The following is a 26,330-nucleotide window of genomic DNA, read 5'->3' as shown; positions in this document are numbered from 1 at the left end:
GAATCCCTCGAGCCGGAGATCGATCGCTCCAGGCCTCGCGCGGTCGTCAGTCGTCGCCGGCGAGGTGCTCGAGGACCGCGTCGGTCGTCACGACGTCGCCGTACTTGGCGTCGATGTCGAGGAGGTTCGCGCGGTGTGGCCCCTCCGCTCTGTCGCCGACCGCGTCGGCGGGGACGATCGTGCGGTAGCCGTGCTGGAGGCTATCGACCGCCGTCGCGCGGACGCAGCCGCTGGTCGTGACGCCGACGATGACGAGGGTGTCCACGCGCTCGGTGGTCAGCTCCGACTGGAGGTCGGTCCCGAAGAAGGCGCTGGCGTACTTCTTCAAAATGACGCGCTCGTCGTCGAGCGGCGCGATCCGATCGTCGACCTCGACGCGGTCGGTCCCGAGCCGGAGCTCCTTGAGCGCGGGGACCTTCTCGACGAACATCCCCGCGTCGCCGTAGGACTCCTCGAACGCGACGGTCGTGAAGTACCGCGGCAGGTCGCGTTCTCGGAACGCCTCGAGCAGCCGCGCCGTCTCCTCGAGGACGTCGTCGACGTCCGACCCGAGATTCGACTCCGGATCGGTGAACGCGTTGATCAAGTCGATGACGAGCAGCGCCGGCCGTTCTCCCATGCCGACGCTCTCGCCGAACTCGCGGTCGTCGTACCGGTCCTCGGTGTCGTCGATCCAGTCCATAATTTGGGTCTGTGGTTGCGTTCGTGGGGTAGCTCCGCGACCGATCGGGAGCGATTCAGTTGTGCCGATCGTCGAACTCGCTGCGCTCGGCGGCGATCCGGTCGGCGAGTTCGTCGTCGTCCGGTAGCGGTCCGTAGTCGAACTCCGCGAGGTCGTCGCGCGTTTCGCGCTGATCCTTCCGAGTCCCTTCGGTCGCGGCCTCGTCGAGGGTCCCGTCGTCGCCGACGACGACGCCGTACTCCTCGCGGGCGGCGTCGGTCGAGATGAGCCCCTGCCGGACCTCTTCGGCGACGAGTTCGGGGTCGCGTTCGAGGGGGTCGCCCAGCCCGCCGCCGCCGGCCGTTCGGAAGACGAGTTTGTCGCCGGCCGCAACGGCGACGTTCTCTACCTTGGAGGGGAGTTCCTCCTCGCTCCCGTCGGTCCGAACGAGCTTCTTCTCGCTGGTCTGGGCGTGCTTGCCGCCGTCGACGCCCCACGGGTACGTGTGCGCCCGGTCGTCCTGGAAGGTGATCGCGCCGTCCTCCTCGAAGGTGTAGACCTTCGTGATGCCGTGGCCGCCGCGGAACTCCCCGGCACCGCCGGTGTCGGACCGCGTGCTGTACTCGTCGATCGTGAGCGGGTAGTAGGCCTCCTGATACTCGGCGGGGACGGTCCGGAACAGCGGCCACCAGGAGTGGCCGTCGAGGCCGTCGCCGCCCGGGCGGGCTGGAATCCCGCCGTAGAGGATCTCGAGCATCTGGAAGTCGTTGCCCTCGGAGTCGGTGCCGGCGTAGACCAGGTTCGGCGAGGTCCCGTAGCTGCCGGCGACGCTGAAGCCGTCGATGAGCTTCGAGAAGGTGGCCTGCAGGACGTCGAACTGGCGGGCCATCAGCGGCAGGCGGTTGCCCAGTGCGGCCGGGAACTCCGGCTGGACGACGGTCCCCTCGGGCAGGTTGACTTCGAAGAGGTCGTAGTAGCCGTCGTTGAACGTCAGCAGCGGGTCGAACGCCATGATGAGGAAGACCCCCGTGAACATCTTGAACATCTTCTCGTTCAGGAGGAAGTTCACCGTCCCGGGGACCTGATCGTCGGTCCCCTCCCAGTCGAGATAGACGGTGTCGCCCTCGCGGTAGATCTCGAGGTGGAGCTTGATCGGACCGTTCCCCATCCCGTCGTCGTCGACGTAGTCCTCGAAGGTGTAGCGTTCGCCCTCGGGCACGAATTCGCGGATGAGGTTGATCATGCCGTCGCGAGTGCGGTCGAGAATGGCGTCACAGGCCTCGAGGTAGGTCTCCTTTCCGAAGCGTTCACAGAGTTCCTGCACGCGGGATTCGGCGACGGCCGTGCCGGCCGCGAGCGCTTTGATGTCGGCCTCGGCGTGTTCGGGGAGGCGCGTGTTGTGCGCGAACGTCTCGAGGAGCTCGCTGTCGAACTCGCCGCCCTTGTGGAGTTTGACCGGCGGAAGGCGCATCCCCTCCTCGAAGACGGTCGTCGCCTGGACGGGCATGCTGCCGGGGGTCTTCCCGCCGACGTCCATCAGGTTCCCCCACTGGCTGCCGAAGCCGACGAGGTCCCCCTCGTAGAAGATCGGCCGGAGCAACAGCATGTCCGGCGTGTGCGAGACCGCGCCGGCGCACATGTAGGGGTCGTTGGTGGCGATGACGTCGCCCTCGTTCAGCTCGTCCCAGCCGAAGGGAGCGTTCTCGATGATCGTGTCGATGGCGCTGCCGAACTGGCCCATGACCATCCGTCCCTGCGGGTCGGCGATCAGGGGGAACTGGTCCGACTGCTCACGGATGACCGGACTGATGGCCGTCGTCTCGAGGACGCGGTCCATCTCGTGGCGCGTGTTCGAGAGCGTGTTCTCGATGATGTCGAGGGTCGTCGCGTCGATGTCGTGGTCCCCGACGAAGTCGGGGCTGGCGTCGGCTGCGTGCTGGCTCATTGTGAATCACTCCGCGTTATCTCGAGGTTCGCGTACCGATCGACTGCCGCCGTGTGGTCCGGCTGGACGACGACCGTCGAGTCGTCGTCGGTGACGATCGCCGGCCCGGCGATGACGTTGCCGGGTCGCATCTGCGCGCGGTCGTAGATCGGCGTCTCGTGGTAGCTGTCGTCGAAGAAGACCTCCTGCGTGCCGACTTCCGCCCCGCTCGCGTCCTCGCCGCCGAGGTCGCTCTCCTCTAACGTGACGCCCTGTATCGTTCCCTTGCCGATGACCCGGAGGTTCGCGATCTCGAGCGGTGCGTCGAGCGAGAAGCCGAAGCGCTGGTCGTGGCGCGACTCGAAGTCGTCTTTGATCTCCGCGATGCCCTCGTCGGTCCGGAGGTTCGAGCGGTCGATCGGGATCGACATCTGGACGTCCTGGCGGTAGTACCGGCAGTCGGCGTAGTACTCGAAGGCGTGGTTTTCCTCGCCGACCCCCTCCGAGACGAGCCAGTCGGTCGCCTCCGCCCGGAGGTCTTCGTACGCCTCGTACACTTCCTCGCCGTCGACGTCCCGATCCGTCCTCAGGTAGGTCTCGGAGAACTCGTTTTGCACGTCGCTGGTCAGGAAGCCGAAGGCGCTCATGACGCCCGGCCCCGGCGGGACGATCAGCGGGTAGGCGTCCATCACGTCCGCCAGCGCGTTGGCGTGCATCGGGCCGGCGCCACCGAACGCCACGAGCCCGAAGTCCCGCGGATCGTAGCCGCGCTCGACGGAGACGACCCGGAGCGCGCCGTACATGTTCTCGTTGACGATGTCGAGGATCGCCTGGGCGGCCTCCTCGACCGTGCTGTCGCGCTCGTCGGCGACCGTCCGGATCGCGTCCCGAGCGGCCTCGCGATCGAGTTCCATGCTCCCGCCGAGCCGGACGTTCGAGGGAATGCGGCCGAGCACGACGTTCGCGTCGGTCACCGTCGGCTCCTCGCCGCCCTGTCCGTAGCAGGCCGGCCCCGGATCCGCACCGGCGCTCTCGGGGCCGACCTGGAGCGATCCGGATAGCTGGACGCGAGCGATCGAGCCCCCGCCCGCGCCGACCGTGTTGACGTCGACGGCTCGAGACTTGAACTCGCGGTAGCCGACCTTCGTCTGGCGCGTCGTCTCGGGTTTGCCGTCCTCGACCAGCGAGACGTCCGTCGACGTGCCGCCCATATCGAGCGTGAGCACGTCGGGAACGCCCTTCTTTTCGGCGATGGTCGCCGCGCCGACGACGCCGCCGGACGGCCCCGACAGCGCGAGTTCGACCGGCCGGTGTTTCGCGGCGTCGGAACTCATCAGCCCGCCGTCCGAGCGGACGACGTTCATTTTCGCGCTCGAGCCGGCGTCCTCGAGCGAGTCGTCGAGGTCGTCGAGGTAGTCGATCACTTGCGGCCGCGCGTAGTCGTTGATGACCGTCGTCAGCGTCCGTTCGTACTCGCCGTACTCCGGGACGATCTCCGCGGAGATCGACACCGGGAGATCCGGACACTCGTCCTGAATGATGTCCCGGACCTGCCGTTCGTGGGCCGGATTCAGATACGAGTTCAGCAGGGCGACGGTCAGCGACTCGACGCCCGAGTCGGCGAGCTCCCGGACCGCCGTTCGAACCGCTTCCTCGTCGATCGGCTCCTGCTCCGATCCGTCGGGCGACGTGATCCGGCCGCCGACGCTTCGCGTGTCGACGAGGTCGGCCAGCGGCGTCGGTTTGTCCATGTCCATCCACCCGTAGAGCGGCCCGGGCGTCCACGCCCGGGCCAGATGGAGGACGTCCTCGTGGCCCTCGCTGGTGATCAGTCCGACTCGGGAGCCGGTCTCCTCGAGCAGCATGTTCGTCACGACGGTCGTCCCGTGAAACAACAGATTCAGGTCGCTAACGGACGTGTCGGCCTTGTCGACGGCCTCCTCGATCCCGTTGATCACGCCCTCCGACGGGTTCGCCGGCGTGGATAGCACCTTGTCGATCGTGAGTTCGCGGGTGTCCTCGTCGAAGACGATGACGTCCGTGAACGTCCCACCCACGTCCACTCCTAGGTTGTGTGCCATTTGGTATCGTACAGGTATCACCACCGTAGCCGTTCGAGTAAGCGTTCTCCCAACCAGTGGGGGGCGTTTATAAGCATCGCCTGTGGGTGAGTCGCCGTCGACGGTCGATTCTCGGACGCGGTACGCGGCCGGTGGCCTCGTATTGTGGCGCCGGCGCTCGCGTCGATGCCTCGTCGCATCCCGACCGGCGTCTCACCGTCCGAGTATATAAACGGCCTACACTGGGTGGATCAACTGTCTTCGGTCGTGGGGGAGTGGTTCAGGGAAATGGCAGCACGAGAACGAACCGGTCCCCTCGACGGACTCCGGGTCATCGACATGTCCGGCATGATAAGCGGTGCCTTCGCGACGACGATGATGGGCGATTTCGGCGCGGACGTCGTGATGATCGAACACCCCGAGACCGGCGATCCGATCCGCGAGTGGCCCCAGAAGACCGAGGACGGGGAATCGCTGGCCTGGAAGTCGCTGGGTCGCAACAAGCGCTGTATCACGCTCGATCTCGGCTCCGAGCGCGGGCGCGAGATCGCCCTCCTGTTGATCGAGGACGCAGACGTCGTCTTCGAGAACTTCCGCCCGGGAACGATGGAACGGTGGGGACTCGGCCCCGACGACGTCCACGCGGTCAACGAGGAGGCGATCATGGTCCGGCTCTCGGGCTACGGCCAGACGGGGCCGAAGTCCCAGAAGCCCGGCTTCGGGACCATCGCGGAGGGTATCTCCGGCTGGGCGCACGCCAACGGCTTCCCGGACAGCGAGCCGCTCCTGCCGCCGATCAGCCTCGCGGACCTGACGGCGGCCCAGTTCGCGATGCAGGCCACGATGATGGCGATCTTCGAGCGCGACGTGGGTCGCGGCGGGAGCGGCGAGGGCCAGGTCATCGACGTCTCCCTCATCGAACCGCTCTGGCGGCTCTTCTTCGGCGAAGTCGAGGCCTACGACCAGACGGACCACGTCCGCGAACGGACCGGTAACCAGCACCCGAGCACGGCCCCGCGGAACATCTACGAAACCGCCGACGGCTACATGACGCTGTCCGCGTCGAATCAGAAGATCTTCGAGCGCGTCGCCACGGCCATCGACAAGCCCGAACTGATCGAAGATCCCCGCTTCGAAGACAACGAAGCCCGCGTCGCGAACAACGAACCGCTCAACGCGGCGATCGAGGAGTGGACGAGCCAACGAACGACCGAAGAGGCGACCGAGATCCTCGAGGCCCACGACGCCATCGTCGGTCCCGTGTACGACATGGCCGACATCTTCGCCGACGAACAGTTCCAGGCTCGAGACAGCATTATCGAGGTCGAGGACCCCGACGTGGGATCGATCAAGACCTTCGCTCCCATCCCGAAGTTCTCCCGGACGCCCGGCGAGGTCGAGTTCCTCGGGCCGGGACACGGCGAGCACAACGAGGACGTCTATCGGGACGAACTCGGGATGACCGCCGAGGAGTACACGGAACTGGAAGAGGAGGGGATCATATAGATGCAGCTGACCGACGTGACGCTCCGCGAGGGCGACCAGATGCCCGGTCGCGAGTACACCGCGGATCAGAAGATCGAGTGCGTCCGCTCGCTCGACGACCTCGGCGTTCCGTTCGTCCAACCCGCCTTTCCCGCGACGGGAGAGAAGGATCGGACCGTCGTCTCCGAACTGAGCGGCACGACCGACGCGGAGATCGTCGCCCTGGCGAGAGCGCTCGAGCGTGACATCGACGCCGCGGTCGACGCGGGCGCCGACGTGGTCGAGACGTTCGTGTCGGTCTCGGATCGACACCTCGAGCACCTCCTCGACGCGTCCCGCGAGGAGATGCTGACGATGCTGACCGAGGCGGTCGACTACATCGTCGACCGGGGCGGCACACCGCACGTCACGCTCGCGGACGCCTTCCGCACCGATCACGAGGACCTGGTCGAGGTGTTCGACGCGATCCCGAACGTGCCGTTCGTCACCCTCGCGGACTCCGTCGGCGCGCGGACGCCGGCGACGGTCGGATCGACGCTCGACCGACTCGGCGACGACGTCGACCTCTCCCGCGTCGGCGTCCACTTCCACGACGACATGGGCTGTGGGACGGCCAACGCCCTGACGGCCTATCAGGCCGGCGTCGCCAAGGCCGACGTGAGCGTCGCGTCGCTCGGCGAACGAGCGGGCAACAGCGCGCTCGAGGAGGTCGTCGTCGCCTGCGCCGTCGACCTGGGGGACGACCTCGGTATCGAGACGGACGAACTCGTTCCCGTCTGTCGGAACGTGCTCGACACGCTCGGCGAGGCCTACGGCGATCGAAAGGCGATCCTCGGCGAGGAGATCTCGGAACACGAGTCGGGGATCCACACCGCGGCGATGCTCAGCGATCCCGCGACGCTCGAGCCGTTCGATCCCGCGGCCTTCGGCGGCGAACGTCGGCTCGTGTTCGGCAACTCGACGGGGAAAGACGGCGCGCGCAAGCTCCTCGAGCGAGCGGGGATCGAGGCCGACGACGCGACCGTCTCGGCGTTCAAATCGGCGCTGGCGGAGCGCGGCCCGCTCGGGCTGGACGAGGCCGTCGCCCTCGCGACGCGGGAGTTCCGGGACTGATCGAGGCGGATCCGTCGTCCGGGCCAACACTGGTCGGGTGTATTTACGCAAACGTTATATCGTGATGGTCTGTAGCATACGGACAACGACCGGCGACGATGTTTCAAGCCGAAATCCACCTCCAACAGGAGAAAGCCTGCGTCCTCGACGACTTCGCGGATCACTTCGGCGCGTCCTTCGACGTCAACATCGAGGAACTCCACGACCACCTCGTGACGTTTACCATCCGCATGGAGGAGTCCCGCGAGGAGTTCCTCGAGTTCTTCAGGGACGCCGAGCAGGTCGAGCACGTCGAACGCCTCGACGAGTCGACCTATCTGATCACGAAGACCTCGTGTGGCGCGTACTCTGCAGTCGACAGGAACCACGGCGTCCTCCGTCGACAGAGCCGCGTCCGCGGCGATCGCCGCGTCTACACCGTCCTGTTCTTCCGCCGAGAGGACCTGCGGGCCATGATCGACGATTTCAACCGGATCGGGACCGTCACGCTGGGCAAACTCACCGAGTTCGATCGGTCGAAATCGATGCTCACCGACCGGCAACTCGAGGTCGTCACGAGCGCCCTCGAAGAGGGCTACTTCGAGTGGCCGCGGACGATCGACAGCGAGGAGCTCGCCGACGAACTGGGGATCAGCCGAACGACGATGCTCGAGCACCTCCGGAAGGCGCAGTCGAAGCTGCTGACCAGTGCCCTCGAGGAAAACGACCGATTGAACCCGATGGAACCGACCGAACGGTAGGTCGACCGTACGTTCAATAGGCGCTCGCTCGAACACCCTCGTGTATGCGACTGTTCGTCAGCGTCGACCTCCCCGACGACCTCGCCGAACCGGTCGCCGATATACAGGACGAGTTCGCCGACGCGAGCGGGCTCAATTTCACCGATCCCGAGCAAGCTCACATCACGATGAAATTCCTCGGCGAGGTCGACGAGGGCCGGTTGCCCGACCTCGAGCGGGAACTCGCGGCCGCCGTCGACGATGCCGACGTCGAACCCTTCGTCGCTCGATACGGCGGCTTGGGCGTCTTCCCGTCGCTCGACTACATCAGCGTCGTCTGGCTTGGCGTCGAGGACGGCGGCGCGGAACTGACTCGACTCCACGAGGCGATCGAAGAGCGGACGACGGCGATGGGATTCGACGCCGAGGAGCACGACTTCACGCCCCACGTCACGCTCGCGCGGATGGAACACGCCGGCGGGAAGGAGCTAGTTCAGGAACTCGTACGGGAGCGCGACCCGACGATCGGCGAGACTCGAATCGACGAGATTCGGCTGACCGAGAGCACCCTCACGGACGAGGGGCCGGTGTATTCGACGCTCGAGTCGTTCCCGCTGTCCTAGCGGGGACCGTTCGGAGTCGGCGGGTCCGCCGCCGTCCCTGCAAGATGGACAAGATTTTAAGCCACCGCGGGCTACGTCCGGCTACTATGGGTAAAAAATCGAAGGGCAAGAAGAAGCGACTTGCCAAACTCGAGAACCAGAACAGCCGCGTCCCGGCGTGGGTTATGATGAAGACGGACATGGAAGTCCAGCGCAACCCGAAGCGACGCAACTGGCGGCGCAACGACACTGACGAGTAACGATGAGTGCAAGTGATTTCGAGGAACGCGTCGTAACCGTTCCGCTGCGCGACGTCAAGAAGGGGGCCAACCACGAGGCCGCCGACTACGCGATGCGACTGGTCCGCGAACACCTCGCCAAACACTTCGCGGTCGACGAAGACGCCATTCGACTGGACCCCTCGATCAACGAGACGGTCTGGGCGAACGGGCGCTCCAATCCGCCGCGAAAGCTGCGCGTCCGCGCAGCCCGCTTCGACGAAGAGGGTGAAGCCGTCGTCGAGGCCGAGGTCGCAGACTAAACTTGCAGCGCCTCGCCTTCGCCGGGTCGTCTTACGTCGGCGTCTTCGCCCGTGCGACCGACTCGTGCATACTCGTTCGCCACGACGTCGACGACGACGTTGCTGCCGACCTGACCGACGAACTCGAGGTGCCCGCCGTCCAGACGACCGTCGGCGGTTCCTCGACGGTCGGCGCGTTAGCGATGGGCAACGAGAACGGACTGCTCGTCAGCTCCCGGGTCCTCGAGTACGAACGCGAGACGCTCGAGGAGACGGTCGACCTCCCCGTCGCCGAACTGCCGGGCAACATCAACGCCGCCGGGAACGTCGTCCTCGCGAACGACTACGGGGCCTACGTCCATCCGGACCTGCCCCGCGAGGCGGTCCAGATCGTCAAAGATACCCTCGAGGTCCCCGTCGAGCGCGGCGACCTGGCGGGCGTTCGCACCGTCGGCACCGCCGCGGTAGCGACTAACGCGGGCGTGCTCTGTCACCCCAAGGCGACCGACGAGGAGCTCGATACGCTCGAGGACGCGCTGGACGTCCGGGCCGACGTCGGCACGGTCAACTACGGCGCGCCGCTGGTCGGCTCCGGGCTGATCGCCAACGAGGCCGGCTACGTGGTCGGCGAGGATACGACCGGCCCCGAACTGGGCCGAATCGAGGACGCGCTGGGCTATCTCGACTGATTCGATACGACCGGGTGCGACCCCGATTTCTCCGCGTCGCTTCGATCGGACTCGAGCGGCCGCGACGTGCGATCGTCGGGTCCGAGTGGCTGCCGCGTGTCGTTCGTTTCGACGGCTGACCGGGCCGATTCGTTCCCTTATCGTCGTTCGAATCGGTGCAACACGATCTCGCTGTCGTCGTCCCACTCGAAGTTCTCGTGGGCGCGCTCGAGCATGCGCCGGTACCCCTCGAGATCGTCTACCCCTTCTGCCTGCGCGTCCTCGTCGGTCAGGTCTCCGAGCGTTCGCTCGCGAACCTCGGTCACTTCGAAGGTCGTTCCGTCGATCGCGAACGTGTCTCCGTCGTCGGCGTACTGGTGACCGCGGTGGATCTGGGTGACCGCTCCCTCGAGGGCCTGGGTTCGCATCCGCTCACTGGGCAACAGCTCGCTCGGATCGAGTTCGCTCATGGACACCGATTCGGCGTCGTGCGGTAAAATCGTTGACCCTCCATTCGTCGGCTATCCGTCGTTCCGATGCGTCTCTCGGTCTGTTCCGCTGGATACGCCCGGCGGGATGGGAAGGGAAGATTCTTCCGGCTGCCTGCCGGAGGAACAGGCATGAGTCAATTTACGGTCAGTGGTCGGTTCAAGAGCCGCGACGGGTTCGCGGAGTTCGAGACGACGATCGACGCCGAAAACGAGAACGTCGCCCGCGAACACACGCTCTCCCAGTTCGGGAGTCAGCACGGGCTGAAACGCAGCGAGATCGAACTCGAGGAGGTGTCCCAGCAATGAGTCAGCAGCAACTCCAGCAGCTGTCCCAGGAGCTTCAGGAGATCGAAGAACAGATCGAGGGCCTTCAGGCGAACGTCGAGGCCGTCCAGCAGGAGAAGACCGAAGTCGACGAGGCCATCGAGGCCCTCGGTACGCTCGAGACCGGCTCGACCGTGCAGATGCCCCTCGGCGGCGGCGCGTACCTCCGAACGACGATCGAGAACATCGACGAAGTGATCGTCGATCTCGGTGCCGACTACGCCGCCGAGTTCGAGGAAGGCGACGCCGTCGACGCCCTCGAGAACAAGAAAGAGCACCTCGACGAGCAGATCGAGGAGCTCAACGAGGAGATCGCCGAACTCGAGACCGAGAGCGAGGAACTCGAGCAGCAGGCACAGCAGCTCCAGCAGCAGGCGATGCAACAGCAGATGCAGGGAATGGGCCAGGGTCAGGGCCCCGACGAGTAACGCGCGCGGGCAGTCTTATCGACACCCATGTTCGACAACCTGAAGGACAAACTCGGTAGCTTCCGCGAAGACGCCGAAGCGGCCGCCGACGAGAACGTCGAGGAAGTCGACGAGGACGAACTCGAAGACGCGGACCTCGAGCCGGACGCGGCGGCGGAGTCGGCCGACGCGGAAGCCGCCGATACTACCTCCGAAACGCCGGCCACCGAACCGACAGCCGCAGCGTCGTCTGCGGTCGATCCAGACGCCGAGAGAGCCTCGGAGCAACCGGCGACGACCGAGTCCGCCACTGCAGACGCAGCCGAGGCCGCTGGACAGGAGCCGGCGACCGATTCCGAACCCGATAGTCTCGACTCCGAGCCGGAATCGGACGAGACGGTCCGTGACGAGGAGGCGGCCGATGAAGCGGCCGTCGATGAAGACACCGACGTCGATGAGAGCGACGACGTAGCCGATACAGCGGCCGTCGACGGGGACGAGGAAACGGATGCCGACGACGGCGGCAGGACCGGCCTCGGTGCCAAAGCCAGATCCCTCATCACGGGATCGGACGACGAGTCCGAATCGAACGAGGCGTCTCTCGACGCGGAATCGGCCGAGCCGGTCGAGGAAGAATCGGAGGAACCGGCGGAGCCGGCCGTCGAGACGGAGCCGGCCGTCGACGAAGAACCGGTCGACGAGGGGTCGTTCGAGGACGACGGTGGCGACGAGGGCGGCAACTCGACCGGGTTCGGGACGAAGGCCAAATCCCTCGTCAAGGGGAAGTTCGTCATCGAGGAGGACGACCTCGAGGGGCCGCTCCACGAACTCGAGATGGCCTTGCTCTCGAGCGACGTCGAGATGGGTGTCGCCGAGGAGATCCTCGACAACATCCGCGACGAACTGGTCGGCGAGACGCGGACCTTCACGACCTCGACCGGCGAGGTCGTCGAGGAGGCGCTGCGCAACGCGATCTACGACGTGATCAGCGTCGGTCAGTTCGACTTCGACGAGCGGATCGCCGCCGAGGACAAACCGGTGACCATCATCTTCACGGGCGTCAACGGGGTCGGGAAGACCACCTCGATCGCCAAGCTGAGCCGCTACTTCGAGGAGCGGGGCTACTCGTCGGTGATGGCGAACGGCGACACGTATCGTGCCGGCGCGAACCAGCAGATTCAGGAACACGCCGACGCCCTGGACACGAAGTGCATCAGTCACGAACAGGGCGGTGACCCCGCGGCGGTGCTGTACGACGCCGTCGAGTACGCCGAGGCCAACGACGTCGACGTCGTGCTGGGCGATACGGCGGGACGGCTCCACACCGACGAGGGTCTGATGGACCAGCTCGAGAAGATCGGTCGCGTCGTCGACCCCGATATGACGCTGTTCGTCGACGAGGCTGTCGCCGGGCAGGACGCGGTCAACCGCGCCCGCGAGTTCGACGAGGCCGCGGAGATCGACGGGACGATCCTGACGAAGGCCGACGCCGACTCCAACGGCGGGGCGGCGATCTCGGTCGCCCACGTCACCGGGAAGCCGATCCTGTTCCTCGGCGTCGGGCAGGGGTACGAAGATATAGAACGGTTCGACCCCGACGAGATGGTCGACCGACTGCTCGCCGACGACGAGTAGACTCTCGCGTTCGATCGCCGTCTCAGCCGTTTTCTAGTACAGAAGACACTCGTTAGCTGTCTAAGTAGTCGGCACATGGACCGCCCGCTGTCTCGGCGAACCCTCCTCGCGTCGGTCGCGACGACCACGGCGGTCGCGACGAGTGGATTCGAGTCGAAGCCCCTCCCCACTGACCGGTACGACTGCAGCGACGGCGACCGTCCCGAGCCCAATTCGCCGGCCGACGAGGACGCGCTCGAGCCGCGGCCGTATCCGGACCTATCGTCCCAGACGCGTCTCGAGGAGACGAACGAGGTATCGAATCGAGGACCGGCGTCGGTACCGCTTTACGGGACCGATCGGTACGTCATCGACTTCGAGCGGGCGTATCGACGGAACGCCTTCGTGGCCCAATACGGGTCCACCGCGCGTCGCTTCGAGTTCCGAAAAACGGCGTCCCGAACGGTACCGATCGATTCGGCTGCAGACTGGGCCGCCCTTCTGGTAGCGCTTCTCTACGACGTGAGGACCGGAACGCGACAGGCGATCGGGAGGAGCCGCAACGAGTGGGGCGTTCGCGCCACCTACTACGTCGACGAGAACGTCGTGCTCCGGGCGCGATACGACGGCGTTGCGGAGGAACTGGCGTTCGATCCCGATCCGCGGATAGCAGGGCGATCTCGTCGCGTGCGTCGACTGAACCCGGCCGTCAGGGCCGCTAGCAGCGACGGTGCTCCGGGAGCCGTTCGACGCGGTCACCCTTCTCGCCCGCCGCCGTTCTCGAGCGAGTCGTGCTGTCCGCTGGGACGGTTCGTCGCGTCCGTGTAGCGACGTCATGGTAGCGGATAGTGTTGCCCGTATCACCGACGCGTACGTCACCGGTGCTGGCCGTCGGTGGAGCGTTCCGGCGTGTTCGAAGGGGTTTCCGTCCGTCTCCGTCGTCGGTAGCCGAACGGTGCGGCAATATTTGCTGGTGAAAATGATCCACGTCATGATTCGCCGAGTTGCGGGGGTGTATAGGTGTGGGGTTGTATTACCCGTCAAACAATGGTCTCTGAAGATAGTGTCATCAGTCACGAGAGTGCTGCACCGGGCAGCAGCGGTGGTTCGCATGCGTAGCGAAAGCGTAGGTTCTTCTGATTCCGCACGAACGACGAGGTGGTTCGCGTGAATACAGTCGAAGAACACAAGCAGGAGAAACACCCCCTCGACGTTATCGACGACGTCTACGACTACGCCGAGGAGGACCTCTCCTTCGAGGAGATCGAGGAACGCGCCGGCGGCGGCGAGTGGGAGCGCCTGAAGTGGGCCGGCATGTACGCCCAGAAGCAGGAGGGCTACTTCATGATCCGGACCAAGGTTCCGGGCGGGAAGCTCACGCCCGAGCAGGCCGAAGTGATCGGCGAGGTCACCGACGACCTCGCGGTCGCCCCCGAGGAGTACGGCGGCGAGGAACAGAACGAACTCTGGGGCGACGCCTATCTCGACATCACGACCCGACAGGACATCCAGAAACACTGGATCCGCGTCGAGGACGTCCCCGAGATGTGGGACCGCTACGACGAGGTCGGTCTGACGACGGTGCAGGGCTGCGGTGACTCCGCCCGGAACGTGCTGGGCTGTCCCGCAGCGGGGCTCGACGACCACGAGTGTTTCAACGCACAACCGGTCATCGACGCCGTCTCGGACTTCTTCACCGAGAACCGCGAGTACGCCAACCTCCCGCGGAAGTTCAAGATCACGATCACCGGCTGCGCCCACGACTGCGCGCAGTCCCAGATCAACGACGTCGGTCTCGTTCCCGCGAAGAAAGAGATCGACGGCGAGTACCTCTACGGCTTCCACGCCCGCGTCGGCGGCGGCCTCTCCGACGGCCCGCGAATGGGTTCCGAACTCGACGTCTTCATCCGACCCGAAGACACCGTCGAGTTCTGCCGCGCCGTCGCTCAGACGTTCAAGGAGCTCGGCGACCGCAACAACCGCGGCGTCTGCCGCATGCGCTACCTCGTCGAGCAGATGGGTGCCGAGAAGTTCGAGGAAGCGATCCGCGACCGGACGTCCCTCGACCTGCGCGAGGCCGGCGAGAACTTGACGGTCGGCTATCAGGGCGACCACGTCGGCGTCCACGAGCAGAAACAGGACGGGCTCAACTACGTCGGCTTCAACGTGATCGCGGGCCGGATGGGCGGCGACGAGTTCGCCGCCGCCGCTCGTGCCGCCGAGAAGTACGGGACCGAGGACGCCTCCGTGCGCCTCGCGACCGACCAGAACTTCCTGATCACGCACATTCCGGACGAGAACGTCGACGACCTCCTCGCGGAGCCGTTCGCCCAGGAGTACAGCCCCGATCCGGGGCCGTTCTCCCGCGGTGCGGTCGGCTGTACGGGCAACGAGTTCTGTAACTACGCGATCATCGAGACGAAGAAGCGCACCAAGCGCTGGGCCCGCGAGCTCGACGAGCGCATCGACGTGCCCGACGACATCGGGGCCATCCGGATGCACATGTCCGGCTGTTCCGCGTCGTGCGCCCAGCCCCAGATCGCCGACATCGGCTTCCGCGGCGAGACCGTCAAACTCGAGGACGAGAACAGCACCAACGCCGAGGGCGACAACATCGTCGAAGGGATGGACTTCGGCCTCGGCGGCTCGCTGGGTGCCGACAACGAGTTCCTCGACTGGGTCGAGAGCGCCGTTCCCGCCGACTCCGTGATCCCGGCCTTAGAGCAGCTGTTCGATGCCTACGCCGCGGATCGCGACGAGGGCGAGAAGTTCTACGAGTGGTGCCGCGGCGTCGACAACGGCCAGCTCCGGTCGATCATGCAAGAGGCCGACGCACCGGTTGCACGGGGTGTTGCCCATGGGGATTAACGGCGAGGACGAACGCAGTGAGTCCTCGGATAAAGCGAGTAGCGCGGAGCGAAGCTCCGCGGACCGTCCGAGCGGGCGAAGCCCGCGAGAAGACGGCGAAGCCGCGAGCCGCGAGGACGAACGCCGATTCCCACACGTTCCGACCTCGGACGACGATGACGACGCCGTCATCGTCCCCGACGCCGACGGCGGCGCGTCCCGCTCCCGGGAGAACACGGACCACGCTCGAGAGGGTGCCATTGCGACGGACGGCGGTAACGATGCTGCCGAAGCCAGCGGCGAGAGTTGCTCGCCGAACACCTGCACTTGCGGCGAGAAAACGGCTGCCGACACCGATGGCGAGTCCGAAACGCCGCCCGTCGCGACCGACGGAGCCGGCGTCGCCAACGTCGACGAGATGGGCGAACTCGGCGAGCTCGAGTTCACCGAGCCCGCGGAGAACGTCAGCCAGGACGTCGACAACGGCTCGCCCGACACGCGCGTCGGGATCCCGGACGGCGTCGACCTCGAGACGCCCGATTACTCGATCCGGTCGCGGATGAACGACATCGAGACGCCGGACGAGAAGACCTGGTTCATGGAGCTGGACGAGGCCGTCATCGACGAGGGTCGCTGTATCCAGTGCGGGACCTGCGTCGCCGCCTGCCCGTCGGACTCGATCGGCATCGGCGACGACGGCCTGCCGGAACTGGTCAAGATGTGTACCGGCTGTTCGATGTGTTGGGACTTCTGTCCCCGCGGCGGCCTGCGCTACGAGCGCCAGTGGAAGATCACCGGCGGCGAGGACAACGTCAAGGGTGCCGGAGACCCGATCACGGAGTTCTCCGCGAAGGTCGAAGACGACTGGACCGACGAGGCCCAGGACGGCGGCGTCGTCACCGGCGTCCTCGCGACCCTCCTCGAGGAGGGCGAGATCGACGGTGCGCTCGTCGCGACCGAGAGCGAGGAGGACGCCTGGAAGGCGGAGAGCTTCCTCGCGACGACGACCGAGGAGCTCATCGAGAACGCCGGCACCGTCTACAACCAGACGATGGCGCTGGGCAACCTCGACCTCGAGCAGTGGAAGCACAAGCTTCCCGACAAGTCCTGGGACGAGCTCAGCCTCGCAGTCGTCGGAACCCCCTGCGAGATCGAGGGCCTCCGCGCCCTGCAGGACTTCGAGTGGGACTACCAGCAGCAAAACGAGGGCATCCGCGCGGTCGACTACACGATCGCGCTGATGTGTACGAAGAACTTCAACTACCAGAAGCTCATGGGCGAGCAACTGGAGGAGAAGCGGAACATCGCACCCGAAGAGATCGGCAAGATGGACGTCCTCAACGGCAAGATGATGGTCTACGACCACGAGGGCGAGATGATCGTCGAGGAGGACATCGAGAACTTCCACGACGCGGCCCTCAAGGGCTGTGACGAGTGTGCCGACTTCACCGGCTTCTGTTCGGACATCACCGTCGGCTCCGTCGGCTCGAGCGACGACTACTCGAGCGTCATCATCCGCACCGAGACGGGGATGGACGCCTGGGAGATGACCGAGTCGAAACTCGACTACCACGACCTCGAGGACAAGTCGGCGGTCGGCAAGCTCCAGGGCTGGGACAAGAAGAAGGCCTTCGAGAGCCTCCAGCGCCCCTTCGACCCCGACGCACCGCGGTTCATCGAGTACAAGGACCACGCCGAGAACTACGGCACCGAGCTGAACCCACACGACTTCGGTCACTGAGGGGGCTCGGGCTCGAGCTGATTTCGGCGTCGCTGATTTTTCGTCGTTGTCGTGATTCCTCGCAGAGAGTCAGCAGTTGCGCGTAATTTTAGTGGAACGATCGCTTCGAGTTTCTGCAGTTCAGTCCGTGACGGGTAATAGGGGAAGCTAGTGATTCACGTGGGAATATTTTTGTTCGTTCCCCCAGTAGTGGAGACCAAGATGAGCAAAACGGCCGAAGCCGACGATCGAGGTCGAATCGTCATCCCGCACGAGATCAGGGAGAAACACGGCGACCGATACCGCGTCATCGAGCTAAATGATCGGGTCGAGCTGATCCCGCTTAAGGACGACCCTATCGAGGGACTTCGTGACGCCGTCGGCGACGCCTTCGACGACAAATCGATCGCGGAAATCAAGCGAGAGGCGCGTGCGGCCGCTCGAGAAGAGGCTGTCGACGACGTAACTGAGGAATAGTCGATGCTCTACGCCGATACGGACTTCTTCGTCGCACTGGTCAAAGATGACGATTGGCTCCAGGATCGCGCGGCCAAGATCGCTCTCGAGAACGAAGGAGAGATCTATACTTCACGGGCGACGCTGCTCGAATTGCTCGTAATTTCGGATCGATTCGAGTTCGATCGGATGGAAGCGCTCACTTATGCACTCGAGATTGCAGCGGTCCCCGAGGACGAAGGCGTTCTGTTCCAGGCAGCAGACTACATGGAGCAGGACGGGCTCACCGCCTTCGACGCGTACCACGCGGCTTACGCAGATGAGGACCCGCTCGTTTCGTCGGATAAAGCGTTCGACGATGTGGCGAACGACCGTATCGCGATCGAAGAAGCGGAGCCCGAATAGGTAGACTTACAGACCGGTCCCCGCGTCAATCGGTCATCGGGTCGTAGACGTTTTCCTCCGCCGGGAAGTCCCCGTTCTCGACGTCGGAGACGTACGATTCGACGGCAGTCCGGATGGTCGAGTCGAGGTCGGCGTACTGTTTCGAGAGCGAGTAGGATTCGCTGCCGAGTCCCAGTAGATCCGTGATCACGAGGACTTGTCCGTTGACGTACCGCCCGGCACCGATGCCGATGGTGGGTACCTCGAGCGCTTCGGTTACAGCCTTGCCGGTCTCTTCCGTAACCGCCTCGAGAACGACGGAGAACGCGCCGGCGGCTTCCAGTTCCGTGGCGGTTTCGACGAGCGCATCGACGGCGGCCGATGTCTCGTGATCTCGCCCCTGGACGTAGCCGCCACCGATCTGGTTCATCCGCTGTGGGGTCAGTCCCACGTGACCCTGGACCGGGATGCCGAGTTCCGTGAGGTGGTCGACGATTTCGATGGTAGTCTCCCCGTGGGGTGCCGTCTCGATCTTCACCGCGTCGGCTCCGGCTTCCTTCACGAAGCGAACGGCGTTCTCGACGGAGGTCTCCATCGACTGGCCGTAACTGCCGAACGGCAGATCGGCGATGACCATCGCGTCCTCGACGGCGCGGTCGACTGCGGCCGTGTTCGAGAGGGCTTCTTCCATCGTCACCGGGAGGGTATCGTCGTAGCCGAGGTGGTTGTGCCCGGCCGAGTCCCCGACGAGGATCATGTCTACGCCACCGCGATCGACGTGCGTCGCGATCGGTGCGTCGTAGGCCGTCAGCATCGTCAGGGTCTCGCCCTCGCGGTACGCTTCGTACAGATCCGGGATCGAAGTCCGTGGCATGCTACAATCATATTAGTACGCAATCAAAAAATTCAATGAATATAAATGGGCGTACAGCCACACTGCTGGCGGGCAATTTGAACACCCTCTCTGACCGATGTGTCCTCCCTCGACTCGAAACCAGGGATCCGTGGTAGTGTCTGGGGTCTTACTCAGGTAGTGTTCGTTTCGGAGAACAATCTGGACTCGAGCTGAGAATGGATAGATATCAGTAACGTTTGAATTAGTTATAAGTAATAGTGCGATAACATTCAATTGGAGCACGTCTCCAATCGCCCGACCAGGGGGTAGCGTATCGAAATGCCCCGGGTGCCCAAAACACCCGAGACGTGCTTCCAAACCCGGAAGGGTTCCGAAGCATGATTACGTACGTCCTATCGGGATATAAACGTCCCGAACGACAGTGGAATCAACTCAATCGACCAGCGACAGCACCCGATCACACGGCCCGCCAACGGCAACCTCGGAGGGCACGATGAGCGACGAACACACCTCTGCCGAACCCTCGAGCGAGCACGCGAACTCCACGAGCAGCGAGCAATCCACTCGAACCCGCGACACGCCGTACTCGCTCGAGCGGGCGCGGAAGCGCTTCGACACCGCGCTCCCCGACTGTCCCCTCTGTGGCACCCCCATCTGGGCCGTCTCAGTCATCGGCCCGCTCGAGGCGAGCGCCTCTCCCTGCGGCTGTACGGTCACGCCCGGCCTGCTCGAGAAGGATTCCGAGTACTGACTCGAGGTCGAATTCCATCCCACAGGCTCGAGCGCCCCCGCTCGAGTCTCGGCGGCAAGCCGATCGCTCGGCGGTGCACTGTCGAATCGCATCCACGACACACCACTCGAATCCACCAGCGGCGACTGCCGCGCTCGACGGTTGCCGTCGGGCGGTCGGCCCGTAATCGGGCTCGAGCAGGCACCGACTCAGATCACGACGCCGGACTGCAACACTGCGATCAGCGCGGTGAGTACCGGAATCGCCAGCAGGGTCGTCAGGAACACGCACGTCGAGACGTACTCGGAGACGAGGACCCCGTCAGTCCGAGCGCTCCCGGCGAACTCGATGGTGAGGATCAGCGGCGTCACGGCGGCCGGCATCGCGGTCTCGAGGACGAACACGCGCGCGACGGTCTGATTCTCGAAGCCGACGAGGAAGGCGACCCCGAGGCCGACGAGCGGGGCGACGCCCATCTTGAGCGCCGTCGCGGGCCAAGCGCGCGAGACGGCCGAGGCGGTGTCGGCGCGGGCGAGCTGGATCCCCAGAATGAGCAGCATGAGCGGGATCGAGGCGTCGCCGACGAGCTGGAGCGTCTCCATCGCGGCGGTGTCAGCAGGGGGGACGACGTCCGCCGCTCGCGCGAGCAGCGCCGCGATGACGGCGTAGACGAGCGGGATGTAGAACACGCGGCGCACGCCCTCGAGGCCGGCGGAGCCGCTGCTCCGGGAGGCGACGTAGACGCCGACGGTGTACATCAGCACGGACTGGACCGAGAGGAAGAGCACGGCCGTCTGCCGGCCGACCTCGCCGAACGCGAAGTCGGAGACGGGGATGCCGAGGTTCCCCGAATTCGTGAAGATGGCGACCAGCACCAGCGCGCTCAGGGCGGGCTCGCGCTCGCCGACGGCGCGGCCGGCGAGCTCGGCGATTCCCCACATGATTCCGGTGAAGGCGACGATCCCGACGGTCACCCGGAGGAGCGTCGCCGCCTCGAGCTCGGTGACGGCGAGGCTATGAAAGACCAGCGCGGGTGCCAGTACGTAGACGACGGCCGTGTTCAGGGGCTGCGGGTCGATCTCCTTGACCGTGGCCAGCACGTAGCCGACCGCCGCGATGGCGACGATCGGCCCGACCGCGGAACCGAAAATCCCGACGAGATTCGCCATCGATCAGCGGTCACCCTCGTCTCGGTGCGTTCGACTCGAGAGATCCAGCGGTCGGCCGACAGTGACGGTGTGCATTCGCAGCCAGCTACTTCCCGCACCCGATATGGGACTTGCGATCGGGCCGGACCGACGGTTACGGTACCGACAGTTCCGTCGAGCTGACGCGCGATGCCTCTCGAGTCACGAGGGTTCCGGACCGATAGCGGGGGACCTCCCGCGGCGGGCGCTGCGCTCAGACGCCGGCTCGCGACCACTCCTCCTCGTCTACGCTCCGCTCGAATCGAGCGCCCTGCCCGCACTCGGGACAGCCGAACTGCTGGAACTCGAGCTCGCTTCCGATGAGCGGAATCGGTTTCTCGGTGCCTGCTCCCCTGCGCTCCATCTCGATTCCGCACCGCGAACACGTCGGCGTCTCCGGGGTGGGTTCGTTCTCGAGGGACATCGCACTCTCCCTCTGTTGAATGCTAACGATTGACTCGACTAAATCGTTTACCCCGATCGCTCGATTCCGGAGGTCCCGTACGACTGACGGCTCGATATCTCGACTCGAGACCTCCGTTCGTCGTTTAAGTGGTTCTGGTCACAAGGTGAAGATACGACGGAGGAACGGTCGGCTTCTCGAGGCAGTCCACGTCGACCAGCGCCGCAGCCGATTCTCGACGTCGCTTCGGCGGACTTATTTCGAGTCCGTGGCAACCGCGACCATGGCATCCGACGCTCGGATTCGAGTCGCGACCGCGGACGACGCGGCCGCGATCCGCGACATCTACGCCCCCTTCTGCGAGTCGACGGCGGTCACCTTCGAGGAGACCCCGCCCACCGAGAGCGAGATGGCCGACAGGATCGCGTCGACCCTCGAGACGCATCCGTGGCTCGTCTGCGAGGCCGACGGCGACGTCGTCGGCTACGCCTACGCGGGGCCGCTGCGGAAACGCCGGGCCTACGAGTGGGTCGTCGAACTGTCGGTCTACGTCGCCGACTCGGCTCGCGGGACGGGCGTCGGACGGGGCCTGTACGAATCGCTGTTCGCCGTCCTCGAGCGGCAGGGAATCCGCGACGGCTACGCCGTGACGACGGTGCCGAACCCCGAGACGGAGTGGTTCCACGAGCGGATGGGGTTCGATCGACTGGTCGACTTTCCGGGGATCGGCTACACCCAAGACGAGTGGCACGACGTGGCCTGGTGGCGGCGACCGCTCGCGGAGAAGTCTGAGACGCCCGATCGGCCGCGCCCGTTCCCGGCGGTTCGCGAGGACGGAGACTGGGAGTCGCTGGTTCGGACGGGAGAAGACGCGCTCGAGTTGCGCTGACGGCTTACTCCTCCAGTCGATCCGCCAACTCTACGAGCCCCTCGGTGATCAGGTCCGGTTCCGCACCGAACGGTTCCCACGGGGTCCCCTTCCGGTCGAGCCAGACGCCCTGCATGCCGGCGTGGATCGCGCCCTGCACGTCGAACCAGAGCGCCGAGACGTGGACGAGTTCGTCGAGCGGCGTCCCGGTTCGCCCCGCGGCGTGGCGGTAGAGGTCCGCGTCCGGTTTGAACGTCCCGAGCTCGTCCGCGCTGATCGTATCGACGACGAGATCCCCGATGTCGGCGTGCTCGACCATCGAATCGAGCATGTCCGGATTGCCGTTCGAGAGAACGTAGGTGTCGTACCCGGCCTCGTGCAACCGCTCGATGCTCTCCCGGACGTCGTCGAAGACCTCGAGCTCGTGGTAGACCGCGAGGATCTCCTCGCGCTCGTCGGCGGGGAGATCGATATCGTGCGCTGCGAGGGCGTAGGCGAGCGCGTCCCGGTTGATCTCGTAGAACGTCTCGTAGGACTCGAGGTGGTTCGCGACGAGCGTGTACTGCATCGACCGCTCCCGCCAGGTCCGGGAGATCGGATCCGGATCGTCGATATCCGCGTGGTCCGCGAGCGCGGCCACGGTGGCATCGACGTCGACGAGCGTGCTGTAGGAGTCGAACGTCACCGTCCGAACGCGATCGGGTTCGAAGGCCATGGGATACCTACGGTGGTGAGGGGACAAGAACGTCGGCCGTTCTATTCAGTACGGAGACGATCGAACGCACATCTCCCCGCGATTTCGATCGACGCCACTTAGTGCGACCACTGATTGATATCGGCCGTGAATATCTCGGATTGGCGGACCTATCTCGTCACGCAGGCGTCGCTGTCGGGCGAGCGGTCGACAGTGGCGGTCGTCAGCGCGGCCATCGACGGCGGGATCGACGTCGTACAGCTCCGCGAAAAGGGGACGAGCGCCCGATCGCGGTACGAACTCGGCCTCGAGTTGCGAGAGCTCACGGCCGAGGCGGGCGTCGACCTGATCGTCAACGATCGGGTCGATATCGCGCGGGCGATCGACGCTGACGGCGTCCACGTCGGGCAATCGGACCTGCCGGTCGGGGTCGCGCGCGACCTGCTCGGGCCGGACGCGATCGTCGGCTGTTCGACGTCGACGATCGCGAAAGCCCGGAAGGCGGAAGCCGACGGGGCGGACTACCTCGGCGTCGGGGCCGTTTACGGGACATCGTCGAAAGACGTGACCGACGAGAAGGTCGGGATCGGTCCGAAACGAATCGCCGAGATCTCCGACGCGGTCTCGATCCCGGTCGTCGGTATCGGCGGGATTACGGCTGACAACGCCGGCCCGGTCGTCGATGCGGGTGCGACTGGCGTCGCCGTGATCAGCGAGATTACCGCGGCCCCGGATCCGCGAGCGGCGACCGAATCGCTTGCGGCCGCCGTCGAAACGTCGAAGGGAGTCGGGAACGGAGGAGGAGCATGAGCGTGACTGATATCGCCGCTGACGACCTCGCGGACTCGGTCCGGACGGTCCGGGAGACGGAGCCGCTCGTCCAGCACCTGACGAACACGGTGACGATCAACGACGTGGCCAACCTGACGCTCCACTGGGGCGGGCTACCGGTGATGGCCGACTCCTTCGGGGACGCCGGCGAGATGGCCGAACTCGCGCGTGCGGTCGTGATCAACATCGGGCAAGTGCCCGACGGCCGCGTCGAGGCCATGCACGAGGCCGGGCGGACGGCGAACCGGCGCGGGATCCCGGTCGTCCTCGATCCCGTCGGCGTTGGCTCGACGCCCTCGCGCGAGGCGGTCGTCGAGAGCCTCCTCTCGGAGGTCGAGTTCGCCGCGATCAAGGGCAACTACGGCGAGATCAGCGCGCTCGCGGGCGTCGAGGCCGAGGTGAAAGGCGTCGAGTCCATCGGCGACTACGAGGACATCGAGAAAACGGCCCGGTCCGTCGCCGAGTCCACCGGCGCGGTCGTCGTCGCCTCCGGCGTCGAAGACGTCGTCGCCGACGCCGACGGCGCGGTTCGACTCACCGCCGGCCACGAGATGCTCGGCGAGGTCGTCGGCACCGGCTGTATGCTCGGCGCGACGATCGCCACGTTCTGTGGCGCGCTCGAGGACGCCCGCGAAGCCGCCGTCCACGGCACGCTCGCGTTCGGCATCGCCGGCGAACGGGCCGCCGACCTCGAGCACGCGGGACCGGGAAGCTATCGGACGAACTTCCGCGATGCCGTCTACGGCGTGACCGGTGACGCCGTCGCCGATCTCGCGCTCGAGGATCGGATCGAACGGACTCTCTGAACCCGGCACCGACGTCACCGGAGCGCGATTCGCTCCCGGCAGCGTTCCAGCGATCGGGAACGTACTGAAACCGTTTTAATACCTCCGGGCGAACTGTTCCCTATGACTCGAGACGAACTCGAGAACGCGGCCGAGTCGCTCGCGGACGCGGCAGCGGCCGCTGACGACGACGAGGCACGGGACCGACTGGAAAACCAGGCGACGAAGTTCGAGGACTACGCCACGGCGGATCGCGGTCCGGACCACGGCCAGCTCGCACGCCACGAACACATCCTGCACGACATCGCGGACGAGGAAGGCGGCGACGTCGCGGACCACGTCGACGACGCGCTCGAGGCGATCACCGAGTTCCGGTCGACGCTCGAGGGCGTGTAGCGTCCGCGCACAGTTATTTTCCGCGGATAGCGATTCGACCCGATGTCGGCCGAGCGACTCGCATCACCCGTTCTCCCGGTGCTACCGGAGCACCCTCGATCGGTCCGTCACTGAACGCTGTCACGTCGACTCTCCACTCGGAGGGGCGGCTACTACCGAGCCCGTGACTAACGCACTTCGTAATTGACAATACGCCCTCTCGAAGCGGAGATCTCGACGTTTCCCCGCGGGAAATCAGTCACTCGAATTACGACACCAAGGAAATATTACGGAATGCTTTATTCGGAATGATGTGGTGGCTCAGCGTATGCGGAGCCAAGAACTCATCCACTTTCATGCGCTCTTGGTCGAGGTGCGCGCGGAACTCGAGGACGGCGGCGACGTTCCGCCCGACGCGTTCGCTGCCTACGATGCGCAGCCGGTCCGGCCGTCTCACGTTCACCGGCGGAAAGAAGCACACGAGAAAGGAATCGAGCTCCTCCTCCGGGGGATCGACCGGTCCATTCGAACGCTCCCGCCACCGGAACCCACACCGCAACCGTAACCGCTCCGCTTCGATAGCATGAGCCCTTCCTTCGACGACGCGTCGACGCAGCGTCGCGTGAGCACCGTCGTGATCGAGAACCCGAATTCGCCCGACGAGTGCGTGCTCTACCCGGCCGATGCGACCGACGAGGAGCTGGAAACGACGTGGGTTACCGCCGAAGAAGGTGATTACGTCCGTCCGGCGGATCGTCGGTAGGTCGTCGGATCGCGTTCCTCAACAGACCGGCTTCGGGTTCGCACCCATCCCCTCGAGCGTCTCGACGTACTCGTCGTAGGCGGCCTGGATCGCGCCGTTTGCGGCCTCCTCGGCGCGGTCCCAGTCCTCGTCGCTCTCGCAGACCGACGCGAGGAGGGCCTTCGCCCGCTCGAGCTGGTCGTCTAAGTCCTCGCCGAAGCCGCGGAACAGGCTGGCGGTCTGGGGGTCGGCGTCGCCGACGAAGTAGCCGACGACCTGATCCTTCGAGCGCTGACTCGCGAGGACGCGGCCGACGAGTGCGCCGACGCGTGAGACGGTGTCCTCGCGGTCGCGCAGGTACTCGTGGAGCTGGGGAACGTCGCCGGGCTCGTACTCGTCGTCGGCGAGCTTGTCGGCGACGGTCTCGTAGTGGTCTTCTTCCTCCGCCGCCGTGGCTTCGAAGGCCTCGCGAGCGTCGTCGTCCGCCTCGTCGTCGGCCCACTCGAGGAAGGTCTGCCAGGCGGCGTACTCGGCGTCGGCGGTCGCCTCGAGAACGGGTTCGGTGTCGATCTCCCCGCCGGTGTCGGCGTACAGCGACTTCGAGGAGCCGAGTCGCGAGAGCGCGGTCTGGTTCCCTTCGCTGACAGTCTCGACGAACGCGTCCGGATCGGTCATAGAGTGCCCTTCGGGCGGCCCCGAGTTAGGTTTGTCGCGACGGCGCTCTCGGCGGCGTCCCCGAACCTGTCGTCTCGGTCGGCCCCGATTGCGCCGGTGAGCGTCGCCTCGAATAGATCCGTAGAGGGTGTCGACAGTCCAGTTCGGACTCGAGCCGACCGTCTCTCTGCGTGTAACACGAACGGTGGG

The 26,330-nt window shown here is 65.5% G+C and carries 31 protein-coding genes; 22 read left to right on the top strand and 9 right to left on the bottom strand.

The features are described 5' to 3' along the window. Positions 1–46: 46 nt before the first annotated feature. The 3 genes from NDI89_RS19025 to NDI89_RS19015 are packed head-to-tail and all read right to left on the bottom strand — an operon-like array spanning position 47 to position 4,666. Positions 47–682 carry an isochorismatase family protein gene (locus NDI89_RS19025; RefSeq protein WP_277523842.1) on the bottom strand — a complete coding sequence of 212 codons (636 nt, stop codon included), beginning with the start codon at positions 680–682 and terminating at the stop codon, positions 47–49. 55 nt (positions 683–737) lie between these two features. Beyond that, complete coding sequence (locus NDI89_RS19020; protein WP_277523840.1) at positions 738–2,606, bottom strand: hydantoinase B/oxoprolinase family protein; 1,869 nt, start codon at positions 2,604–2,606, stop codon at positions 738–740. Next, complete coding sequence (locus NDI89_RS19015) at positions 2,603–4,666, bottom strand: hydantoinase/oxoprolinase family protein (protein ID WP_277523839.1); 2,064 nt, start codon at positions 4,664–4,666, stop codon at positions 2,603–2,605. Before NDI89_RS19015 ends, NDI89_RS19020 begins: the two co-directional genes overlap by 4 nt. A gap of 267 nt (positions 4,667–4,933) precedes the next feature. Here NDI89_RS19015 and NDI89_RS19010 point away from each other — a divergent pair, with 267 nt between their 5' ends. The 7 genes from NDI89_RS19010 (at position 4,934) to NDI89_RS18980 (ending at position 9,773) form a co-directional block, all read left to right on the top strand. Beyond that, positions 4,934–6,151, top strand: coding sequence for a CaiB/BaiF CoA transferase family protein (locus tag NDI89_RS19010; protein ID WP_277523837.1), 1,218 nt, complete (start codon positions 4,934–4,936; stop codon positions 6,149–6,151). Then, on the top strand, positions 6,152–7,243 hold the full coding sequence (locus NDI89_RS19005) for a LeuA family protein (protein ID WP_277523835.1): 1,092 nt from the start codon (positions 6,152–6,154) through the stop codon (positions 7,241–7,243). It begins immediately after the preceding gene. A 98-nt stretch (positions 7,244–7,341) separates the two neighbouring features. After that, positions 7,342–7,983, top strand: a complete 642-nt coding sequence (locus NDI89_RS19000) for a helix-turn-helix domain-containing protein (RefSeq protein WP_277523833.1) — start codon at positions 7,342–7,344, stop codon at positions 7,981–7,983. Positions 7,984–8,027: 44 nt separating this feature from the next. After that, complete coding sequence (thpR, locus tag NDI89_RS18995) at positions 8,028–8,585, top strand: RNA 2',3'-cyclic phosphodiesterase (RefSeq protein ID WP_277523831.1); 558 nt, start codon at positions 8,028–8,030, stop codon at positions 8,583–8,585. An 86-nt stretch (positions 8,586–8,671) separates the two neighbouring features. After that, positions 8,672–8,824, top strand: a complete 153-nt coding sequence (locus NDI89_RS18990) for a 50S ribosomal protein L39e (protein WP_004267621.1) — start codon at positions 8,672–8,674, stop codon at positions 8,822–8,824. 2 nt (positions 8,825–8,826) lie between these two features. Next, the gene (locus tag NDI89_RS18985; protein ID WP_226004956.1) at positions 8,827–9,105 is read left to right on the top strand and encodes a 50S ribosomal protein L31e; all 279 of its coding nucleotides are present in this window, start codon (positions 8,827–8,829) and stop codon (positions 9,103–9,105) included. Positions 9,106–9,107: 2 nt separating this feature from the next. Further along, positions 9,108–9,773 (top strand): translation initiation factor IF-6, encoded by a 666-nt coding sequence (locus NDI89_RS18980; protein ID WP_277523827.1) that lies wholly within the window; start codon positions 9,108–9,110, stop codon positions 9,771–9,773. A 137-nt stretch (positions 9,774–9,910) separates the two neighbouring features. Here the strand turns inward: NDI89_RS18980 and NDI89_RS18975 are convergent, their stop codons facing one another. Continuing rightward, positions 9,911–10,222, bottom strand: coding sequence for an ASCH domain-containing protein (locus tag NDI89_RS18975; RefSeq protein WP_277523825.1), 312 nt, complete (start codon positions 10,220–10,222; stop codon positions 9,911–9,913). Positions 10,223–10,372: 150 nt separating this feature from the next. Between NDI89_RS18975 and rpl18a the strand changes: the two genes are divergently transcribed. From rpl18a to NDI89_RS18935, 8 genes are all read left to right on the top strand, one after another. After that, the gene (gene rpl18a / locus NDI89_RS18970; protein WP_226004960.1) at positions 10,373–10,549 is read left to right on the top strand and encodes a 50S ribosomal protein L18Ae; all 177 of its coding nucleotides are present in this window, start codon (positions 10,373–10,375) and stop codon (positions 10,547–10,549) included. Further along, a complete protein-coding gene (gene pfdA, locus NDI89_RS18965) occupies positions 10,546–10,995 on the top strand; it encodes a prefoldin subunit alpha (RefSeq protein ID WP_277523823.1) in 450 nt (149 codons plus the stop codon). Before rpl18a ends, pfdA begins: the two co-directional genes overlap by 4 nt. A gap of 27 nt (positions 10,996–11,022) precedes the next feature. Beyond that, positions 11,023–12,609: a signal recognition particle-docking protein FtsY gene (ftsY, locus tag NDI89_RS18960; protein ID WP_277523821.1), complete on the top strand. Its 1,587-nt coding sequence runs from the start codon at positions 11,023–11,025 to the stop codon at positions 12,607–12,609. A gap of 75 nt (positions 12,610–12,684) precedes the next feature. Then, the gene (locus NDI89_RS18955) at positions 12,685–13,416 is read left to right on the top strand and encodes a hypothetical protein (RefSeq protein WP_277523819.1); all 732 of its coding nucleotides are present in this window, start codon (positions 12,685–12,687) and stop codon (positions 13,414–13,416) included. 339 nt (positions 13,417–13,755) lie between these two features. After that, a complete protein-coding gene (locus NDI89_RS18950; protein WP_277523817.1) occupies positions 13,756–15,456 on the top strand; it encodes a nitrite/sulfite reductase in 1,701 nt (566 codons plus the stop codon). Beyond that, positions 15,446–17,176, top strand: coding sequence for a Coenzyme F420 hydrogenase/dehydrogenase, beta subunit C-terminal domain (locus NDI89_RS18945; protein WP_277523815.1), 1,731 nt, complete (start codon positions 15,446–15,448; stop codon positions 17,174–17,176). The genes NDI89_RS18950 and NDI89_RS18945 overlap by 11 nt, the downstream gene beginning before the upstream one ends. 201 nt (positions 17,177–17,377) lie before the next feature. Continuing rightward, positions 17,378–17,632 (top strand): AbrB/MazE/SpoVT family DNA-binding domain-containing protein, encoded by a 255-nt coding sequence (locus tag NDI89_RS18940; RefSeq protein WP_277523813.1) that lies wholly within the window; start codon positions 17,378–17,380, stop codon positions 17,630–17,632. Positions 17,633–17,635: 3 nt separating this feature from the next. Continuing rightward, positions 17,636–18,016 carry a type II toxin-antitoxin system VapC family toxin gene (locus NDI89_RS18935; protein WP_277523810.1) on the top strand — a complete coding sequence of 127 codons (381 nt, stop codon included), beginning with the start codon at positions 17,636–17,638 and terminating at the stop codon, positions 18,014–18,016. A gap of 25 nt (positions 18,017–18,041) precedes the next feature. On the opposite strand, the gene panB is transcribed toward NDI89_RS18935, so the two are convergent. Then, positions 18,042–18,869, bottom strand: a complete 828-nt coding sequence (gene panB, locus NDI89_RS18930) for a 3-methyl-2-oxobutanoate hydroxymethyltransferase (RefSeq protein WP_277523808.1) — start codon at positions 18,867–18,869, stop codon at positions 18,042–18,044. 475 nt (positions 18,870–19,344) lie between these two features. Here panB and NDI89_RS18925 point away from each other — a divergent pair, with 475 nt between their 5' ends. After that, a complete protein-coding gene (locus tag NDI89_RS18925; RefSeq protein ID WP_277523806.1) occupies positions 19,345–19,602 on the top strand; it encodes a hypothetical protein in 258 nt (85 codons plus the stop codon). A 188-nt stretch (positions 19,603–19,790) separates the two neighbouring features. Here the strand turns inward: NDI89_RS18925 and NDI89_RS18920 are convergent, their stop codons facing one another. Further along, positions 19,791–20,750 (bottom strand): AEC family transporter, encoded by a 960-nt coding sequence (locus tag NDI89_RS18920; protein WP_277523804.1) that lies wholly within the window; start codon positions 20,748–20,750, stop codon positions 19,791–19,793. A 232-nt stretch (positions 20,751–20,982) separates the two neighbouring features. After that, positions 20,983–21,192: a hypothetical protein gene (locus NDI89_RS18915; protein ID WP_277523800.1), complete on the bottom strand. Its 210-nt coding sequence runs from the start codon at positions 21,190–21,192 to the stop codon at positions 20,983–20,985. Positions 21,193–21,454: 262 nt separating this feature from the next. Between NDI89_RS18915 and NDI89_RS18910 the strand changes: the two genes are divergently transcribed. Then, complete coding sequence (locus NDI89_RS18910) at positions 21,455–22,060, top strand: GNAT family N-acetyltransferase (RefSeq protein WP_277523798.1); 606 nt, start codon at positions 21,455–21,457, stop codon at positions 22,058–22,060. Positions 22,061–22,064: 4 nt separating this feature from the next. Here the strand turns inward: NDI89_RS18910 and NDI89_RS18905 are convergent, their stop codons facing one another. Beyond that, complete coding sequence (locus NDI89_RS18905; RefSeq protein ID WP_277523796.1) at positions 22,065–22,754, bottom strand: haloacid dehalogenase type II; 690 nt, start codon at positions 22,752–22,754, stop codon at positions 22,065–22,067. 126 nt (positions 22,755–22,880) lie between these two features. Between NDI89_RS18905 and thiE the strand changes: the two genes are divergently transcribed. The 5 genes from thiE (at position 22,881) to NDI89_RS18880 (ending at position 25,487) form a co-directional block, all read left to right on the top strand. Beyond that, entirely contained in the window at positions 22,881–23,543 is a 663-nt protein-coding gene (gene thiE / locus NDI89_RS18900; RefSeq protein ID WP_277523794.1) for a thiamine phosphate synthase, read from the top strand. Further along, positions 23,540–24,370: a hydroxyethylthiazole kinase gene (gene thiM, locus NDI89_RS18895; RefSeq protein WP_277523792.1), complete on the top strand. Its 831-nt coding sequence runs from the start codon at positions 23,540–23,542 to the stop codon at positions 24,368–24,370. Before thiE ends, thiM begins: the two co-directional genes overlap by 4 nt. Before the next feature lie 102 nt (positions 24,371–24,472). Beyond that, positions 24,473–24,745 carry a DUF7553 family protein gene (locus NDI89_RS18890; protein WP_277523791.1) on the top strand — a complete coding sequence of 91 codons (273 nt, stop codon included), beginning with the start codon at positions 24,473–24,475 and terminating at the stop codon, positions 24,743–24,745. A gap of 307 nt (positions 24,746–25,052) precedes the next feature. Continuing rightward, positions 25,053–25,289 (top strand): UPF0058 family protein, encoded by a 237-nt coding sequence (locus NDI89_RS18885; protein WP_277523790.1) that lies wholly within the window; start codon positions 25,053–25,055, stop codon positions 25,287–25,289. 18 nt (positions 25,290–25,307) lie between these two features. Next, on the top strand, positions 25,308–25,487 hold the full coding sequence (locus NDI89_RS18880) for a DUF7511 domain-containing protein (RefSeq protein ID WP_277523789.1): 180 nt from the start codon (positions 25,308–25,310) through the stop codon (positions 25,485–25,487). An 18-nt stretch (positions 25,488–25,505) separates the two neighbouring features. On the opposite strand, the gene NDI89_RS18875 is transcribed toward NDI89_RS18880, so the two are convergent. Beyond that, positions 25,506–26,141: a rubrerythrin family protein gene (locus tag NDI89_RS18875; RefSeq protein WP_277523787.1), complete on the bottom strand. Its 636-nt coding sequence runs from the start codon at positions 26,139–26,141 to the stop codon at positions 25,506–25,508. Positions 26,142–26,330: the final 189 nt, after the last annotated feature.

This window comes from Natrinema salsiterrestre (genome assembly GCF_029502005.1).
In the GTDB taxonomy this organism is placed as follows: Archaea; Halobacteriota; Halobacteria; order Halobacteriales; family Natrialbaceae; genus Natrinema; species Natrinema salsiterrestre.
The sequence above is the reverse complement of the archived record's forward strand: the minus strand, read 5'-3'. Positions and strand labels throughout refer to the sequence as shown.